Annotated in this window: 15 protein-coding genes and 7 tRNA genes; 1 reads left to right on the plus strand and 21 read right to left on the minus strand. The window is 52.9% G+C overall.

Annotated features, from left to right (window positions below; genetic code table 11):
* Positions 1-165: 165 nt before the first annotated feature.
* The 10 genes from rihA to miaB form a co-directional block, all read right to left on the minus strand.
* Positions 166-1,107 carry a pyrimidine-specific ribonucleoside hydrolase RihA gene (gene rihA / locus HED65_RS21185; RefSeq protein WP_114980054.1) on the minus strand — a complete coding sequence of 314 codons (942 nt, stop codon included), beginning with the start codon at positions 1,105-1,107 and terminating at the stop codon, positions 166-168.
* Positions 1,108-1,227: 120 nt separating this feature from the next.
* Positions 1,228-1,953, minus strand: a complete 726-nt coding sequence (locus tag HED65_RS21190; RefSeq protein WP_014883001.1) for an amino acid ABC transporter ATP-binding protein — start codon at positions 1,951-1,953, stop codon at positions 1,228-1,230.
* Positions 1,953-2,627, minus strand: a complete 675-nt coding sequence (gltK, locus tag HED65_RS21195) for a glutamate/aspartate ABC transporter permease GltK (protein WP_014883002.1) — start codon at positions 2,625-2,627, stop codon at positions 1,953-1,955. The genes HED65_RS21190 and gltK overlap by 1 nt, the downstream gene beginning before the upstream one ends.
* Positions 2,627-3,367, minus strand: coding sequence for a glutamate/aspartate ABC transporter permease GltJ (gene gltJ / locus HED65_RS21200; RefSeq protein WP_028019467.1), 741 nt, complete (start codon positions 3,365-3,367; stop codon positions 2,627-2,629). Before gltJ ends, gltK begins: the two co-directional genes overlap by 1 nt.
* Positions 3,368-3,522: 155 nt before the next feature.
* Complete coding sequence (locus tag HED65_RS21205; RefSeq protein WP_014069338.1) at positions 3,523-4,428, minus strand: amino acid ABC transporter substrate-binding protein; 906 nt, start codon at positions 4,426-4,428, stop codon at positions 3,523-3,525.
* A 384-nt stretch (positions 4,429-4,812) separates the two neighbouring features.
* Positions 4,813-6,351, minus strand: a complete 1,539-nt coding sequence (gene lnt, locus HED65_RS21210; protein ID WP_114980056.1) for an apolipoprotein N-acyltransferase — start codon at positions 6,349-6,351, stop codon at positions 4,813-4,815.
* 5 nt (positions 6,352-6,356) lie between these two features.
* The gene (gene corC, locus HED65_RS21215; RefSeq protein WP_114980072.1) at positions 6,357-7,235 is read right to left on the minus strand and encodes a CNNM family magnesium/cobalt transport protein CorC; all 879 of its coding nucleotides are present in this window, start codon (positions 7,233-7,235) and stop codon (positions 6,357-6,359) included.
* A gap of 89 nt (positions 7,236-7,324) precedes the next feature.
* Positions 7,325-7,792, minus strand: a complete 468-nt coding sequence (gene ybeY / locus HED65_RS21220) for an rRNA maturation RNase YbeY (RefSeq protein ID WP_003858677.1) — start codon at positions 7,790-7,792, stop codon at positions 7,325-7,327.
* The gene (locus HED65_RS21225) at positions 7,789-8,835 is read right to left on the minus strand and encodes a PhoH family protein (protein WP_028019464.1); all 1,047 of its coding nucleotides are present in this window, start codon (positions 8,833-8,835) and stop codon (positions 7,789-7,791) included. Before HED65_RS21225 ends, ybeY begins: the two co-directional genes overlap by 4 nt.
* Before the next feature lie 153 nt (positions 8,836-8,988).
* Entirely contained in the window at positions 8,989-10,413 is a 1,425-nt protein-coding gene (gene miaB / locus HED65_RS21230; protein WP_114980058.1) for a tRNA (N6-isopentenyl adenosine(37)-C2)-methylthiotransferase MiaB, read from the minus strand.
* A gap of 134 nt (positions 10,414-10,547) precedes the next feature.
* Here miaB and ubiF point away from each other — a divergent pair, with 134 nt between their 5' ends.
* A complete protein-coding gene (ubiF, locus tag HED65_RS21235) occupies positions 10,548-11,723 on the plus strand; it encodes a 3-demethoxyubiquinol 3-hydroxylase (RefSeq protein ID WP_114980059.1) in 1,176 nt (391 codons plus the stop codon).
* Positions 11,724-11,819: 96 nt separating this feature from the next.
* Here ubiF and HED65_RS21240 read toward each other — a convergent pair.
* The 11 genes from HED65_RS21240 to nagA form a co-directional block, all read right to left on the minus strand.
* A tRNA-Gln gene (locus tag HED65_RS21240) sits at positions 11,820-11,894 on the minus strand.
* 35 nt (positions 11,895-11,929) lie between these two features.
* Positions 11,930-12,004: transfer RNA gene (locus tag HED65_RS21245), tRNA-Gln, on the minus strand.
* Between the two features lie 44 nt (positions 12,005-12,048).
* A tRNA-Met gene (locus tag HED65_RS21250) sits at positions 12,049-12,125 on the minus strand.
* A 17-nt stretch (positions 12,126-12,142) separates the two neighbouring features.
* Positions 12,143-12,217, minus strand: a tRNA-Gln gene (locus HED65_RS21255).
* Between the two features lie 32 nt (positions 12,218-12,249).
* A tRNA-Gln gene (locus tag HED65_RS21260) sits at positions 12,250-12,324 on the minus strand.
* Positions 12,325-12,347: 23 nt separating this feature from the next.
* Positions 12,348-12,432: transfer RNA gene (locus tag HED65_RS21265), tRNA-Leu, on the minus strand.
* 8 nt (positions 12,433-12,440) lie between these two features.
* Positions 12,441-12,517, minus strand: a tRNA-Met gene (locus HED65_RS21270).
* A 226-nt stretch (positions 12,518-12,743) separates the two neighbouring features.
* On the minus strand, positions 12,744-14,408 hold the full coding sequence (gene asnB, locus HED65_RS21275) for an asparagine synthase B (protein ID WP_114980060.1): 1,665 nt from the start codon (positions 14,406-14,408) through the stop codon (positions 12,744-12,746).
* A gap of 249 nt (positions 14,409-14,657) precedes the next feature.
* Complete coding sequence (gene nagD, locus HED65_RS21280) at positions 14,658-15,410, minus strand: ribonucleotide monophosphatase NagD (protein WP_023310763.1); 753 nt, start codon at positions 15,408-15,410, stop codon at positions 14,658-14,660.
* A 45-nt stretch (positions 15,411-15,455) separates the two neighbouring features.
* Positions 15,456-16,676, minus strand: a complete 1,221-nt coding sequence (nagC, locus tag HED65_RS21285; RefSeq protein WP_021242995.1) for a DNA-binding transcriptional regulator NagC — start codon at positions 16,674-16,676, stop codon at positions 15,456-15,458.
* An 8-nt stretch (positions 16,677-16,684) separates the two neighbouring features.
* Complete coding sequence (nagA, locus tag HED65_RS21290; RefSeq protein WP_114980061.1) at positions 16,685-17,833, minus strand: N-acetylglucosamine-6-phosphate deacetylase; 1,149 nt, start codon at positions 17,831-17,833, stop codon at positions 16,685-16,687.
* Positions 17,834-17,886: the final 53 nt, after the last annotated feature.

The following is a 17,886-nucleotide window of genomic DNA, read 5'->3' on the forward strand; positions in this document are numbered from 1 at the left end:
GGCGAACAAAACAAACTCGGTACGTAATGACATGGTATCTCTCGCATCCCAGGGCATAAGCGACTCCATTAACGGGTTCTTATGCCTTAGTTGTAAGTGTCTACCATGTCCCCGAACAAGTGTTCACCATGTCCCCGGACTGTACAGTGGGAGAGGGCGAGGGTATTAGGCCGCAGCGTAGTACTTGAGTCTCTCCGCCAGCAAATCCACAAACGCCTGCCGATCGATATCCACCATCACCGTGGTATTCGGCGCATTTCCCGTCAGTGAGTAGTAATCCACTACCGTCATCCCTTGGGTATATTTCCCCTGCGTCTCCACACCGACCCAGCGTTCCACTGTGGTAAACATCTCCGGCTTCAGTAGCCAGGCAATGGTGCATGGATCATGCAAGGGCGCGCCGTGGAAGCCCCACTTCTCGGCTTTGTGATACTCCATAAAGAAGTCGAGCAGTTCGGCCACGGTTGTCGCGACCGTATTGCCCACCGAGCGAAAACGCTCAATATCGGCCGCCATAATCTGCGCGCGATGGGTAACGTCCAGCCCCGCCATCACAATTGGTAAGCCGGACTGGAAGACAATCTCAGCGGCTTCCGGGTCGACAAAGATGTTGAACTCCGCCGCGGGCGTCCAGTTGCCCAGCCCCATTGCTCCACCCATTATCACGATACGGGAAATTTTACTGTGCAGTTCCGGATGGCTGTTAAGCAGCAGCGCAACGTTGGTTTGCGGTCCGGTTGCCACCAGCGTTACCGGCTCGGCACTTTCATGAAGCACCTTCGCCATCAGCTCCACGGCAGTGCAGTGTTGCGGGGCGAAACCCGGCTCCGGCAGTGCCGGACCGTCCAGTCCGCTTTCACCGTGAACGTTGTCGGCAATGATCAGCTCGCGCATCAGAGGTTTCACAGCCCCGCCGGCGACAGGAATATCGCTGCGTTTAAGCAGTGTCAACATGCGCAGGACGTTACGCAGGGTTTTATCGGGTGTCTGGTTTCCGGCAGAAGAGGTTACGGCTTTGACATCCAGCTCAGGGGAGGCAAGTGCAAGGACGAGAGCGATCGCGTCATCATGACCCGGATCGCAATCGAGAATGATGGGTTGTGCCATAGCGTTCTCCATTTATAGCGTTATTTTGTGACAAGGTTAACGCTGTAATGTGACGCCGGCGAGAAGATGTGGGCTAAAGCGTGAAGCAGTGCGCAATCCGCAGATTGCGCACTGAGAGTATTAGTGCAGGATTTTCGCGAGGAAATCTTTCGCACGTTCTGATTTCGGGTTAGCGAAGAACTCTTCTTTCGGTGAGTCTTCCACGATCTTCCCTTCGTCCATAAAGATCACGCGGTTTGCCACTTTACGGGCGAAGCCCATTTCGTGGGTCACCACCATCATGGTCATCCCTTCGTGTGCCAGTTCGACCATGACGTCCAGCACTTCGTTGATCATCTCTGGATCGAGCGCCGATGTTGGCTCATCAAACAGCATTGCCACCGGATCCATGCACAGCGCGCGGGCGATCGCCACACGCTGCTGTTGGCCACCCGAAAGTTGTGCCGGGAATTTATCGGCATGCGCAGAGAGCCCAACGCGTTCCAGGAGTTTCAGCCCTTTCTCGCGCGACGCTTTTTTATCGCGCTTAAGCACTTTTACCTGCGCCAGTGTCAGGTTCTCAATAATGGAGAGGTGAGGGAACAGCTCAAAATGCTGGAACACCATGCCAACGTGAGAGCGAAGCTGGGCGAGATTGGTTTTTTTGTCATTGACTTTAGTGCCATTGACGACGATCTCACCCTGCTGCACCGGCTCCAGTCCGTTGACGGTTTTGATCAGCGTGGATTTACCGGAACCTGACGGTCCGCACACTACCACCACGTCGCCTTTTTTCACTTCGGTGGAGCAGTCGGTCAGCACCTGAAAGTGCCCATACCATTTAGAAACATTTTTCAGGGAAATCATTATACCGTCCTTTTCTTCAGCCAACTGACCAACAGCGACGCACTTAAACTAATCACAAAATAGACCGCACCCGCGAAGAGCACCATTTCTACCTGCGTACCATCACGCTCACCGATGGTGGAGGCGGTACGGAAGAAGTCTGCCAGGCTGAGTACATATACCAGAGAGGTATCCTGGAACAGTACGATGCCCTGAGTCAGCAGGAGCGGAACCATGGCGCGAAACGCCTGCGGCAGAATGATGAGCTGCATGGACTGCCAGTGTGTCATCCCCAGTGCCAGTGCGGCACTGGATTGCCCACGAGAAATACTCTGGATACCCGCACGGATAATCTCTGAATAGTAAGCAGCCTCAAACATGGAGAACGCCACCATCGCGGAGATCAGGCGGATATCGGTTTTCGGTGACAGTCCCAGTACGTTTTGCAGGAAGCCAGGAACAATCAGGTAAAACCACAGCAGAACCATCACCAGTGGGATGGAGCGGAAAACGTTAACGTAGGCCGTTGCGAACCAGGCGAGCGGCTTAAAGCTCGACAAGCGCATGACCGCCAGCAGGGTACCCCAGACAATACCGATGATGATGGCGATAACGGTGATTTTTAAGGTAATCACCAGGCCATCAAGCAGATATGGCATGGATGGAACAATGGAACTCCAGTCAAATTCGTACATTATTTGCCCCCCAGATTACCCGGCAGGCGGATTTTGCGTTCAACCAGGTTCATCACCAGCATGATGAAAGCGTTAATCAGAACATAGGCGAGCGTGATCGCGGTGAAGGATTCCCACGCATGAGCGGAATAATCCAGCAGCTTACCCGCCTGCGCAGCCATATCCACCAGGCCGATGGTCGAGGCGATGGCCGAGTTTTTCACCAGGTTCATCATCTCAGAGGTCATCGGTGGAACGATAACGCGGTAGGCGTTAGGCAGCAGCACATAACGGTAGGTTTGTGGCAGTGTTAATCCCATCGCCAGGCCTGCATTTTTTTGTCCACGCGGCAATGACTGAATGGCGGCTCGCACCTGCTCGCACACGCGGGCAGCGGTAAACAGCCCCAGGCAGAGCATCGAGGAGACAAAGAACTGTACGTTAGGATCCAGTTCCGACTTGAACCACATACCAATATTTTCCGGCAGCAGTTCCGGAATCACCAGATACCAGGTAAAGAACTGCACAATCAGCGGAACGTTACGGAACAGTTCCACATACAAAGTGCCGAGGGTTGAAAGAAAACGGTTAGGGACGGTACGCAAAATACCGAACAGTGAGCCGACAAGAAACGCGATAATCCATGCCGTTATGGATAAAGCCACAGTGACCTGAAAGCCGCTCCATAACCAGCCAAGATAGGTGGTGTTGCCGAACGGGGCTTGTTGCAGAAATATGCCCCAGTTCCAGTCTATTGACATAATAAACTCCAGAAAAAAAAGGGTAGCAGCGCTACCCTCGAAGATTGGTGAGAAGCTTATTTTTCGCGCTGAGTGGGGAACGACCACTCAACGTATAGTCTGTCCATGCTTCCCGACAATCGAGAGGGCAGGATATCCCGCCCCTGTTGTTCTAATTAGTTAAGAGCCTTGTCATTTGGTGATTTGAACAGCGCTTTCATGTCGTCAGACAGTTCAAAGTTCATGTTCAGGTTTTTTGGTGGAATTGGGTTCTTGAACCACTTATCGAACCATTTTTCCGCTTCGCCGGAGGTTTGTGCCTGGGCGATGGTGTCATCGATCAGTTTTTTGAACTCAGCATCGTCTTTACGCAGCATGCAGCCATAAGCTTCTTTCGACTGTGCAGTGCCGACGATTTCCCAGTTGTCCGGTTTCTTCGCTTTCGCGCGTTCGCCCGCCAGCAGGGCGTCATCCATCATAAACGCGACAGCACGGCCACTTTCCAGGGTACGGAAGGAGTCGCCATGGTCTTTCGCGCTGATGATGCGCATATCCATTTTCTTCTCATCATTCAGTTTGTGCAGCAGCACTTCTGAGGTGGTACCGGAGGTGACAACGACCGCTTTGCCTTTCAGATCAGCAAAATCTTTAATCTCGCCGCCTTTTTTGGTCAGCAGACGGGTACCTACCACGAAGATGGTGTCAGAGAAAGCAGCCTGTTTCTGACGCTCAAGGTTGTTGGTGGTGGAGCCACACTCAAAATCGAAGGTGCCGTTTTGCAGCAGTGGAATACGGTTTTGTGAAGTGATTGGGATCAGCTTCACCTGCAGGTCAGGTTTGTTCAGCTTTTTCTTCACGGCTTCAACGATGGCGTTGGAGTAATCCTGCGAATAACCCACGACTTTTTGCGTGTTGTCGTAGTAAGAGAACGGAACAGAAGATTCACGGTGGCCGACCACGATCACGCCGTTTTTGGCAATCTTGTCGAGAGTGCTTCCGGCAGCCGGAGCGTCTTCAGCGTGAACCACGCCTGCAGACATCCCCATAACCAGCATTGCTGTGGCCAGTTTACGTAATTGCATACCCAACTCCTTTTTTATCAGCGCCAGTGACGCATTGATACCCATTGTGATGTTGTTATATCTCGCGCTATGCGAGTGCAGTGTTATGCAAGCTTGTTAACATTTAGTCTGGCTTAATGTAAAGATTTTGCTGCGTTATTGTTTATTTTTGCGAAGCGCGCCGCACCATTCAGAGGCAAAAATCTCTCGTTGCACCGTTTCGGTGCTACCGATGATCTGCGCTGGTGCGACCAGGTTGCACGTTAAGCCAAACTGCGTTTACTTGAATAAACAAAGCAATAGGCGTGCCAGAATTGGAGTCTGGAGGGAATTGTCGGGTAGTGGCTACAGTATGGAAAAGTAGGCCGGGTAAGCGTCAGCACCACCCGGCAACAGAAGGTAAGGTTATTTACGACGCTGACGAAGACTCATCAGCACTGCGCCAAAACCAAACAGCGTGGTCAGGATCCACAGTGACCAGTTGCCGGTACGAGCGTACGGCGTCAGGCCCGTAGTTGGCGTGACTTTGGTGGTCAGCACTTCACGGGTAAATTGCGGGATCATGGCCTGAATTTCACCCTGTGGACCAATTACGGCGGTGATGCCGTTGTTGGTGCTACGCAGCAGTGGACGCGCCAGCTCCAGGGAACGCATCCGCGCCATCTGGAAGTGTTGCCATGGGCCAATCGACTTACCAAACCACGCATCATTGGAGATGGTCAGAAGGAAGTCCGTGTCCGGGCGGAAGTTATCGCGTACTTGCTCGCCGAGGATAATTTCGTAGCAAATGGCTGTGGTCAGGGCAAAACCGTGCGCATGCAGCTGTGGCTGAACGTATGGACCACGGCTGAAAGAGGACATCGGCAGGTCAAAGAACGGTGCCAGCGGACGCAGAATCGACTCCAGCGGGACAAATTCACCAAACGGAACCAGGTGATTCTTGTTGTACCGGTCAGTGGAGTTGTAGCTGTATTCGCTATCTTTGCCGAGGGTAATGATGGTGTTATAGGTGTCATAACGGTTCTGCTGATTCAGGCGTGCATCAACAATACCGGTAATCAGCGTGCTGCCGCGCGCGAGCAGCAGATCGTTCATCATGTTCAGGAATGGCTGCTGGTTTATTTCCAGGTCCGGGATTGCAGATTCCGGCCAGATAATCAGCTGTGATTTGCCCATGACCTCTTCGGTCGCGTTGGCGTAGATTTTCAGCGTATTCAGAAGCTGCTTTTCATCCCACTTCATGGCCTGTGGGATATCTCCCTGCACCATGGAAACCTGCGTAGCGCGTTCTGGCTCCAGGGTATACCACTGGATATAGCGCAGCGGGAAGGGCAGTGCGAACAGTACCAGTGCCACAACCAGCGGCTTCCAGCAGCGCTTGACCAACGCCAGTACCAGCAGGCCGCTGACAACCATCAGCAGGAAGGTAATCGCCTCAACGCCCATCACCGGTGCCAGGCCTTTCAGCGGCCCGTCAATCTGGCTGTAACCGAACTGCAGCCATGGGAACCCGGTCAATACCCAGCCACGCAGGAACTCGGTAATTTGCCAGACAACCGGCGCCGCAATGGCGACGCGCAGCCAGGTCGTTTTTGGCCACAGACGAGAAAGAATGCCGGCGAACAGACCGGTATAGAGCGAGAGATAGGCGGCGAGCAGGACGACCAGGAAAACGTTCACCGGCCCAGGCATACCGCCAAACTGAGCAATGCTGACGTAGACCCAGTTGATACCGGAGCCAAACAGCCCCAATCCCCAGAAGTAGCCAATCGCAGCGGCCTGCACCGGACGACGATTCAGGGTAAGCCCCTGTAACCCCATCAGGGAGAGTATGGCGGCGGGCCAGAAATTGTAAGGAGAAAAAGCCAGCGTACCGCTGGCTCCGAGTAACAGCGCCAGCAGCAAACGGACGCGCTGGCGTTCAAGCAGTGGGGCAAATGCCATTTACATTAATCTTCCAGTTTTGGCACCGGTGAGTCATCCGGCGTTCTGACATGAACCTGTATAATACGTCGGCTGTCGGCCATCGCCACCTTGAACTGGTAACCGTCGATGTCAACGGTCTCACCGCGCGCCGGGAGGTGGCCAAAGGCCTGCATCACCAGACCGCCAATGGTATCGACCTCTTCATCGCTGAAGTGGGTACCGAAGGCGTCGTTAAAGTCTTCAATCGAGGCCAGCGCACGCACAGTCCAGGTGTGGCGGCTCAGTTGACGGAAGTCGATATCTTCTTCTTCGTCATACTCATCTTCGATTTCTCCCACGATCAGCTCAAGAATATCTTCGATCGTGACAAGACCCGACACACCGCCAAATTCATCAATAACAATCGCCATGTGGTAACGCTGAGAGCGAAACTCTTTCAGCATCCGATCCACACGTTTACTTTCCGGCACAACCACGGCCTGGCGTAACACTTTTTCCATGCTGAAAGCGTCAGAATCGCTGCGCATAAACGGCAGCAGATCTTTCGCCATCAAAATCCCTTCGATGTGATCTTTGTCTTCGCTGATGACCGGGAAACGTGAGTGAGCGGATTCGATAATCACATCGAGGCACTCGTCCAGGGGCTGGTTACGTTTCAGGGTGATCATTTGCGAACGGGGGATCATGATATCGCGAACACGCTGGTCGGCGATGTCCATGACCCCTTCGAGCATTTCGCGCGTATCTTCATCGATAAGGTCGTTTTGCCCGGAATCACGAATCAGCTCCAGCAGTTCATCACGGTTTTTCGGTTCGCCGTGGAAAAGCTGGTTCAGAATGAGGGAGAAAAATCCCTTTTTACCGTTTGTCGTGTCGCTACTGTGTGAATTGTCGTCGCTCATGGCGTTTGTTAAGGGTTCTCTTGTTAGTTCAACGTTTACCGCCACGCGATTTCCTTACGTGGCGGCATGTTAGTCAGTGTGGAGACTGACTATTCTTTCTCGGCAATGTACGGATCCTCATAGCCCAGAGCAAGCATTATCTCTGTCTCGAGGGACTCCATCTCTTCTGCTTCGTCATCTTCTATATGATCGTAGCCGAGCAGATGCAGGCTGCCATGTACCACCATATGCGCCCAGTGGGCTTCAAGGGGTTTTTGCTGTTCTTTGGCTTCCTGCTCAACCACCTGGCGGCAGATGATCAGATCGCCCAGCAGCGGCATCTCAATGCCCGGTGGGGCTTCGAACGGGAAAGAGAGCACGTTAGTCGGCTTATCTTTCCCACGATAGGTCAGGTTAAGCTCATGGCTTTCGGCTTCATCCACCAGGCGAATCGTGACTTCTGATTCTTCCTGAAACTGGGGGATAACGGCATCCAGCCATTTCTGAAACTGCGCCTCTTCTGGCATGCCGGAGTTATCTTCACAGGCCAGCTGTAAATCGAGGATCACCTGACTCATTTTTGTTCTTGCTCCTGCGCTTCGCGCTTACGTTCTGCTGCCAGTTCGGCCTTACGCTTCTGATCGGCTTCTTCCCAGGCCTCGTAGGCGTTAACAATACGCGCGACAACCGGGTGGCGTACGACGTCTTCGCTGTGGAAGAAGTTAAAGCTGATTTCTTCGACCTCGGCCAGCACCTCAATGGCGTGACGCAGGCCAGATTTGGTGCTGCGCGGCAGGTCGATCTGGGTGACGTCACCGGTAATGACCGCTTTCGAGTTAAAGCCGATACGCGTCAGGAACATCTTCATCTGTTCGATGGTGGTGTTCTGACTTTCATCGAGAATGATAAACGCATCGTTCAGTGTACGGCCGCGCATATAAGCGAGCGGAGCAACTTCGATAACGTTACGCTCAATAAGTTTCTCAACTTTTTCAAACCCGAGCATTTCGAATAGCGCATCGTATAAAGGACGCAGGTACGGGTCGACTTTCTGGCTCAGATCGCCTGGCAGGAAGCCCAGTTTCTCGCCTGCTTCAACCGCAGGGCGGGTCAGCAGAATACGGCGGATCTCCTGACGCTCCAGCGCATCTACTGCCGCGGCGACCGCCAGATAGGTTTTACCGGTACCGGCCGGTCCTACGCCGAAGGTGATGTCATGGTCGAGGATATTCGCGATGTACTGCGCCTGATTTGGCGTACGCGGCTTAATCACGCCACGTTTGGTTTTGATGTTAATCGCTTTGCCGTAGTCAGGCACACTTTCTGCGCTCTGCTCAAGCACTCGCGCTTCTTTAATGGCGAGGTGGATCTGTTCTGGTTCGATATCCTGAATTTCGCCGCGCATTGGGGAGGTATCCACATACAGACTACGCAGAATATCCGCAGCGGCGTTGACGCAGATAGGGCGTCCGGTCAGTTTGAAATGATTATCGCGACGATTGATTTCGATACCCAGACGTCGCTCCAGTTGTTTGATGTTGTCATCAAACGGCCCGCACAGGCTCAGCAGGCGAGCGTTGTCTGCTGGCTCAAGGCTAATTTCACGCGTGTCTATATTCAAACCGTTCCTCTTTGAGTGTTTAGTCGGGCTGGCATCATAAACTGTCATTACCGAAATTATTCACGCCACAGAATAAAGGCGCAAGCATTGCGATGGATATTGGGGGCGAAGAGGGGAATTACAAGGCCTGCCAGAAAGGCAGGCCTGAACGCATTAAGGCTGATAGATACCCACGCCAGAATCGTTTTCTTTACGGGTACGGGAAATGACGGATTCCGGAGATTCTGCTATACGCAGACCCATGTCGTCCTCGGTACGTACCACCTTCGCACGCAGCGAGTTGGTCAACACTTCCACAATCTCGACGTCCACGAATTTACCGATCATATCCGGGGTGCCTTCGAAGTTCACCACGCGGTTATTTTCGGTACGACCGGAGAGTTCCATAATGCTCTTGCGTGAGGTGCCTTCAACCAGAATACGCTGGACAGTACCAAGCATACGGCGGCTCCAGGCATTGGCCTGCTGGTTGATACGCTCCTGCAGAATATACAGACGCTGCTTTTTCTCTTCTTCCGGCACATCGTCAACCATATCTGCCGCAGGTGTTCCAGGACGTGCAGAGAAGATGAAGCTGTAGCTAACGTCAAAATTCACGTCGCCGATGAGCTTCATGGTGCGCTCAAAGTCATCGGCAGTTTCGCCAGGGAAACCAACGATAAAGTCCGAGCTAATCTGGATATCAGGACGGGCTTCACGCAGTTTACGGATCGTGGATTTGTACTCCAGTACCGTATGTGGGCGCCCCATCAGGTTCAGCACGCGGTCAGAACCACACTGGATAGGCAGGTGCAGGAAGCTCACCAGTTCCGGCGTGTCGCGATAAACATCGATGATGTCATCGGTAAATTCCATCGGGTGGCTGGTGGTGAAGCGAATGCGGTCGATGCCATCAATGGCAGCAACCAGACGCAGCAGTTCAGCAAAGCTGCCGGTGCTGCCGTCATAGTTCTCACCGCGCCAGGCGTTAACGTTCTGGCCCAGCAGGTTCACTTCGCGTACGCCCTGCGCGGCAAGCTGCGCGACTTCAAACAGAATGTCATCCGCCGGACGGCTGACCTCTTCACCGCGCGTGTAAGGCACCACGCAGTAAGTACAGTATTTGTTGCAGCCTTCCATGATAGAGACAAAAGCGGTCGGGCCATCAGCGCGCGGCTCAGGCAGACGGTCAAATTTTTCAATCTCCGGGAAGCTGACGTCAACAACCGGGCTACGATTGCCGCGAACCTGATTGATCATCTCAGGCAGGCGGTGGAGGGTCTGAGGGCCAAAGACAATATCCACATACGGGGCTCTCTGGCGGATCAGTTTCCCTTCCTGCGACGCAACACAACCGCCAACACCTATGATCAGGTCCGGATTTTTTCGTTTGAGAAGTTTCCAGCGACCTAACACATGAAAGACTTTTTCCTGCGCTTTTTCACGAATAGAACAGGTGTTTAGCAGCAGCACATCGGCTTCTTTCGCATTTTCAGTCAGCTGGTATCCGTGGGTTGTATCCAGCAGATCGGCCATCTTGGATGAATCGTATTCGTTCATCTGACAGCCCCAGGTTTTTATATGGAGTTTTTTAGTCATCGACTTGCTCAGCTCAGGATTGCAAGCCGCGTATTGTAATGCTTTGGTGCGGTTGTGACCAGTATGAAGGTTGTCAACCTCCTGACCCCAAAATCCGGTAAACTTAAGGGATTCTGCAATAAGGAAAATTGACCATGACACTCCAACAAACCGAAATCGCCGTTGTCGGCGGCGGTATGGTCGGCGGCGCACTGGCGCTGGGGCTGGCGCAGCAGGGATTTGAGGTAACGGTTATCGAGCAGGCTGCTCCTGCTACGTTTGACCCGACGGCAAAGCCGGATGTGCGTATTTCCGCGATCAGTGCCGCCTCAGTTGATCTTCTGCGCGGACTGGGCGTTTGGGACACGGTGCTGACGATGCGTGCTCACCCTTACAGCCGTCTCGAAACGTGGGAGTGGGAAAATGCCCACGTCGCGTTTGATGCCGCTGAACTCAAACTGCCCCGTCTGGGCTATATGGTGGAAAACAACGTCCTCCAGCGGGCGCTCTGGCAGGCGCTGGAGACACACCCGAAGGTAACGTTGCGTGTCCCATCGTCACTCAAAGCCCTGCATCGTCATGGCAATAGATATCGCCTGACGCTGGATAATGATGATGAATTAGCCGTGAAGCTGGTGGTGGGTGCTGATGGTGCCAACTCACAGGTCAGAGAGATGGCGGGGATTGGGGTTCATGCCTGGCAGTATCAACAGTCCTGTATGCTGATTACTGTTCAGTGTGAGAATGCCCCAGGAGAGAGCACCTGGCAGCACTTTACACCGAATGGTCCGCACGCGTTTTTACCGTTGTTCGATAACTGGGCGTCGCTGGTGTGGTACGACAAACCGGCGCGTATTCGTCAGTTGCAGGGTCTTTCGATGGCACAACTGCAAGACGAAATTATGCGCCACTTCCCGAGCCGCCTGGGATATGTGACGCCGGTTGCGGCAGGAGCGTTCCCGCTGACTCGTCGACACGCATTGCAATACGCTCGCGAAGGGCTGGCACTGGTAGGAGATGCGGCGCATACCATTCACCCGCTGGCAGGGCAGGGGGTAAACCTGGGGTATCGTGATGTTGATGCCTTACTGGATGTGCTGAGTAGTGCTCGCGGGCACGCCGAGGACTGGTCAAGCCATCAGGTACTTAAGCGTTACCAGATGCGGCGTATGGCGGATAACTTCATCATGCAATCAGGGATGGATCTGTTCTATGCCGGGTTCAGCAATGACGTAGGGCCGGTGCGTATTCTGCGTAATATTGGATTAATGGCGGCTGAACGTGCCGGTGGTCTGAAGCGTCAGGCGTTGAAATACGCCCTCGGACTCTAAACTTTATTCCCTCTCCCCGTGGGAGAGGGAATCAGGCCGTACAATACTAGCAACAAAAACAAAAAAGCCCGCAGAGCGGGCTTTTTTGTTACTAAGTGGCTGGGGTGCAGGGATTCGAACCCCGGAATGCTGGTATCAGAAACCAGAGCCTTACCGCTTGGCGACACCCCAATTGCGTTAAACAGTGTTTAACGACTTTTTTAAATTGGCTGGGGTACGAGGATTCGAACCTCGGAATGCTGGTATCAGAAACCAGAGCCTTACCGCTTGGCGATACCCCAACAATTTTTTCTAGTCTATCGAATTACCCGACAGATTACTAATTTGGTGGCTACGACGGGATTCGAACCTGTGACCCCATCATTATGAGTGATGTGCTCTAACCAACTGAGCTACGTAGCCAGTACTGCAATCTTCGATGGCTGGGGTACCTGGATTCGAACCAGGGAATGCCGGTATCAAAAACCGGTGCCTTACCGCTTGGCGATACCCCAATACCGCGGAGAACCGCAAAATCGAAGAAATATGGCTGGGGTACCTGGATTCGAACCAGGGAATGCCGGTATCAAAAACCGGTGCCTTACCGCTTGGCGATACCCCATCCGTGCAACGCTTACCTGGGAATGGTGCGGGAGGCGAGACTTGAACTCGCACACCTTGCGGCGCCAGAACCTAAATCTGGTGCGTCTACCAATTTCGCCACTCCCGCAAAAAAGATGGTGGCTACGACGGGATTCGAACCTGTGACCCCATCATTATGAGTGATGTGCTCTAACCAACTGAGCTACGTAGCCATCTTTTTTTCGCGTTACCTTATCGGCGTTGCGGGGCGCATTATGCGTATAGACCCTTGCAGCGTCAACACCTTTTTCAACGAAAATGGCCGGAATGTGACTGTTTGGTTAGGTTGCGAACAGCGTGACCGAATATTCGGCAATTATTGGTTATTAATCGTTTTTGTCCAGCTTAATACAATGCAAAAAAAACAGGCCCCGGAGGGCCTGTTAGTCATTCAGACAATCATTTATATGCTGACTGGTGAACGCCTACAGCACGTCCTGATGGATCGTTCATTGCCTTGAAAGACTCATCCCATTCAATTGCTTTTGCTGAAGAGCAGGCGACGGAAGGACCACCTGGTACACACTCGGCCGCGCTTGGAACCGGGAAGAGTTCTTCAAAGATCTCACGGTACAGGTACGCCTCTTTAGACCCCGGCGTGTTGTACGGGAAGCGGAAGCTCGCCGTTTCCAGTTGTTGGTCGGAAACCTGTTTTGCCGCCACCTCTTTCAGGGTGTCAATCCAACTGTAACCTACACCGTCAGAGAACTGCTCTTTCTGACGCCATGCCACGCTAGCTGGCAAGTAGGATTCAAAACATTCGCGCAGGATATGTTTTTCCATTTTACCGTTGCCGCACATCTTGTCCTGCGGGTTGATACGCATCGCGACGTCGAGGAATTTCTTATCCAGGAACGGAACACGCGCTTCAACACCCCAGGCCGACATCGCTTTGTTGGCACGCGCACAGTCAAACATATGCAGCGCTTGCAGTTTACGCACTGTCTCTTCGTGCAACTCTTTGGCGTTCGGCGCTTTATGGAAGTACAGGTAGCCGCCAAACACTTCGTCAGAACCTTCGCCAGACAGCACCATCTTGATGCCCATCGCTTTGATTTTACGCGACATCAGATACATCGGCGTAGAGGCGCGGATGGTGGTCACGTCATAGGTTTCAATGTGATAGATAACATCGCGGATCGCATCCAGGCCTTCCTGCACTGTGAAGTGAATCTCGTGGTGCACAGTACCAAGATGGTTTGCCACTTCCTGCGCGGCTTTCAGGTCAGGAGCGCCTTCCAGACCAACAGCAAAGGAGTGCAACTGAGGCCACCAGGCTTCAGAGCGTTCCTGATCTTCCACGCGACGGGCGGCAAATTTCTTGGTGATCGCGGAGATCACGGAAGAATCCAGACCGCCGGAGAGCAGCACGCCGTATGGCACGTCTGACATCAGGTGGCTTTTAACGGAGTCTTCCAGCGCCTGGCGCAACTCCGCTTTATCGGTGACGTTGTCTTTCACCGCGTCGTACTCGAACCAGTCGCGCTGATAATACTGACGGATCTCGCCGTCTTTGCTCCACAGGTAGCTACCTGCAGGGAATTCTTTAATGGTGCGGCAAACCGGCACCAGCGCTTTCATTTCAGAGGCAACATAGAAGTTGCCGTGTTCATCATGGCCCATGTACAGCGGGATAATACCAATGTGGTCACGGCCAATCAGGTAAGCGTCTTTTTCGCTGTCGTACAGTGCGAAGGCAAACATACCCTGCAGGTCGTCCAAGAACTCCGGCCCTTTCTCCTGATACAGCGCGAGGATCACTTCACAGTCAGAACCGGTCTGGAACGCGTAGCGGTCGCCGTACTCTGCACGCAGTGCCTGATGGTTGTAGATTTCACCGTTGACAGCCAGCGCGTGCGTTTTTTTCTCGTTATACAGCGGCTGAGCACCAGCGTTGACGTCTACGATCGACAGACGTTCGTGAGCCAGAATGGCTTTATCGCTGGCGTAAACGCCGGACCAGTCCGGGCCGCGATGGCGCATCAGGCGGGACAATTCGAGTGCTTTTTTACGCAGTTCGCCCGCGTCAGTTTTAATATCCAGTACGCCAAAAATAGAACACATAACCTTCTCCGTTAACCCTGTTGCATTGTGATGTTGCTTGCTTATGAAAATGCCGCAAAGGGACAGGGTGCGCAAGCGTTTTACGGGCGAAAACGGAAATAGTGCAATGGTAATTGCTGAATAGTGAAAAAAGAGTATGTCAGGCATGCTTTTATTGATGATTATTCAATAAAACGTGTTTTTTGTTAGATGGGGTCTTATTTGGCAGGGCTGTAAATGAAAAACCACGCCCTGAGGCGTGGTTTGGTATCAGATAATGTCAATTTCATCGACGGAGGGGTAAATCCAACTCGGCCGGAACGGCATCGAATCAATGTCATCAAGCTGAGAGACGCCAGAGAGCACCAGAATAGTTTCAAGACCTGCCTGGAAACCGGCCAGGATATCGGTGCGGAGATTGTCGCCGACAATGACGGTTTCTTCAGAGTGAGCCTGCATTTTGTTCAGTGCGGCACGGATGATCCACGGGCTAGGTTTCCCGACTACAAACGGCTGACGACCAGAGATTTTCTCAATACCGGCGCAGAGCGCGCCGCATGCCGGATAAAAGCCACGACCGTGTGTATCCGGGTTGGTGGCGATAAAACGCGCGCCGCTGGCGACAAAGTATGCCGCTTTATGCATCATCTCCCAGTTAAAGGAGCGCGTTTCACCCACAATCACAAAGTCTGGGTTCACATCGGTGATGGTAAAACCGGCTTTGTACAGTTCGTGGATCAGCGCGCCTTCACCGACCACGTAGGCTTTTTTTCCTTCCTGACGTTTCAGAAAATCAGCCGTTGCCATCGCCGAGGTATAAAACACACTGTCCGGCACGTCGACACCGGCTGTGGCAAAACGGTTCGCCAGATCCTGACCGGTCTGAGAAGGGTAGTTCGTGAGAAGAACCAGAGGCATTCCTTTGTCGATGATGCGGTGAAGAAACTCCGCAGCACCTGGCACAGCAACGTTGTCGTGCATCAGCACGCCGTCGATATCACAAATTACATTCTTAATGGTCATGGACAGTCCGACATCAAAAAAAGAAGGCGTTACTATAAGGTTCGATCAACTTTCCAGCAAATGCTGCAACAGAATGCCGTTGAGCATCGCACGTTTTACCAGCGCGAATGCGCCAATCGCTGAACGATGGTCAAGCTTTGAACGAACGACCGGGAGATTCTGGCGGAATGCTTTCAGCGCCTGGGTATTAATACAGCCCTCAATGGCGGGCAGCAGTACCTTTTCCGCTTCAACAATTTCACCGGCGATCACCACTTTTTGCGGGTTAAACAGGTTAATCGCGATAGCAATGGTTTTGCCCAGGTGACGTCCAACTTGCTCGATCACCTCACAGGCCAGCGCGTCGCCTTTATTTGCTGCTTTACAGATGGTTCCTATCTTGCAATCGTCCAGTGTGACGCGGCTTTGATAACCCTGTTCAAGCAAATGGCGAACACGCTGCTCAATGGCCGTGTTGGCGGCAATGGTCTCAAGACAACCAAAGTTTCCGCAGTGGCAACGTTCGCCAAGCGGCTCGACCTGAATATGGCCGATCTCGCCGACGTTACCGTTGCGACCAATAAAAATACGCCCGTTAGAGATAATGCCTGCACCTGTACCGCGGTGAACGCGCACCAGAATAGAGTCTTCGCAGTCCTGACTGGCACCAAAATAGTGCTCCGCCAGCGCCAGAGAGCGAATGTCATGGCCTACAAAACAGGTCACTTTAAAGCGCTTTTCCAGCGCATCGACCAGCCCCCAGTTTTCAACCTGGATGTGCGGCATATAGCGGATCACACCGCTTTCCGGGTCGACCAGACCAGGCAGAATCACGGAGATGGCGATGAGTTCACGGATTTTACGCTGACAGCTTTCAATAAACTGCGCGATGGTATTCAGCAGCGCGTGTTCCAGGGTCTCCTGAGTGCGTTCCGGAAGGGGGTAGTGCTCTTCTGCAATGGCTTTGCTACTCAGATCGTAGAGCGTAAGCGTGGTGTCATGACGGCCAAGGCGGACGCCAATCGCCTGAAAATTGCGGGTTTCGGTAATAATAGAGATAGCGCGGCGGCCTCCGGTGGAGGCCTGTTGATCGACTTCTTTAATCAGGCCGCGCTCAATAAGCTGACGTGTAATTTTTGTCACGCTGGCGGGAGCAAGCTGGCTTTGTTCGGCTATCTGAATGCGTGAGATTGGCCCGTGCTGGTCAATCAGGCGATAAACTGCCGCGCTGTTAAGTTGTTTAACGAGATCGACATTACCGATTTGAGCTTGTCCGCCTGGTGTCATACTTTTACTTACTCAGTGACGACCTCGTTACCATTAACGATGGTCTTAATAATTTTATAATCGTGTGTGAATGCCGTCAGGTTTGCAACCATACCTGGTGCAATTCCGCCAAGCTGTTTATCAACGCCCATTGCGCGCGCCGGATAAAGCGTTGCCATACGCAGCACTTCATCGAGGGCAATACCGCAATACTCAACCAGGTTGCGTACCCCTTCAATCATGGTCAGGGCAGAACCACTCAGCGTGCCGTTCTCATCCACACACAGTCCATTGCGGTAGTATATTGTTTTACCGGCAAAAATGAACTGCTCAATATTTGCACCTGCTGGCGCCGTGGCATCGGTGACCAGACAAAGCTTGTCACCTTTCAGCCGTTTAGCATTACGAATGTTGGTGTAATCGACATGTAAGCCGTCAGCAATAATACCGCAGTAGACGTCTGGTTCATCCAGAATCGCTCCGACCAGACCCGGTTCACGACCGGTTATATACGGCATTGCGTTGTAGAGGTGCGTGGCGAAGGTAATGCCCGCGCGGAAACCCGCTTTGGCTTCTTTCAGCGTCGCGTTTGAGTGACCCGCTGAAACGATAATCCCGGCGGCAGCCAGTTTGCTGATGACATCCGTACCTGTCATTTCAGGCGCCAGCGTCACTTTGGTGATCACATCGGCGTTAGCACACATGTAATCAACCAGCTCCGCATCAGGTTTACGCACGTAATTCGGGTTATGCGTCCCTTTTTTAACCATATTCAGCCATGGCCCTTCAAGGTGCAGACCCAGCGCCTGATTCGGGTGTTTTGCCAGGTATTCACGCATCACGCGGATGCCCTGTTTCATAAGGTCATCACTGCTGGTGATGAGCGTTGGTAGATAGCTGGTGCAGCCCGATTTCTCGTTGGCTTTTTGCATGATCTCCAGCGTTTCTACCGTCACCGCATCCGCAGTGTCATTGAATTGCACACCGCCGCAGCCGTTGAGCTGTACGTCGATGAAACCGGGGGAGATTACTGCTCCATTGAGTGAGCGCTGTTCAATCTCCGGCGGCAGTTCTGCCAGCGGGCAAACACGTTCAATCAGGCCATTAGCGATAACAATCGCATGGTCATCCAGAATATCATGGCCGGTATAAATCCGACCGTGGGTTAAAGCGTACATAACGACCCCCGGTTAAAAAAAGCGGCCGCCTCTTGATGAAGAGGCGGTTATTC

This window comes from Pantoea sp. LS15, from assembly GCF_012241585.1.
Taxonomy (GTDB): domain Bacteria; phylum Pseudomonadota; class Gammaproteobacteria; order Enterobacterales; family Enterobacteriaceae; genus Enterobacter.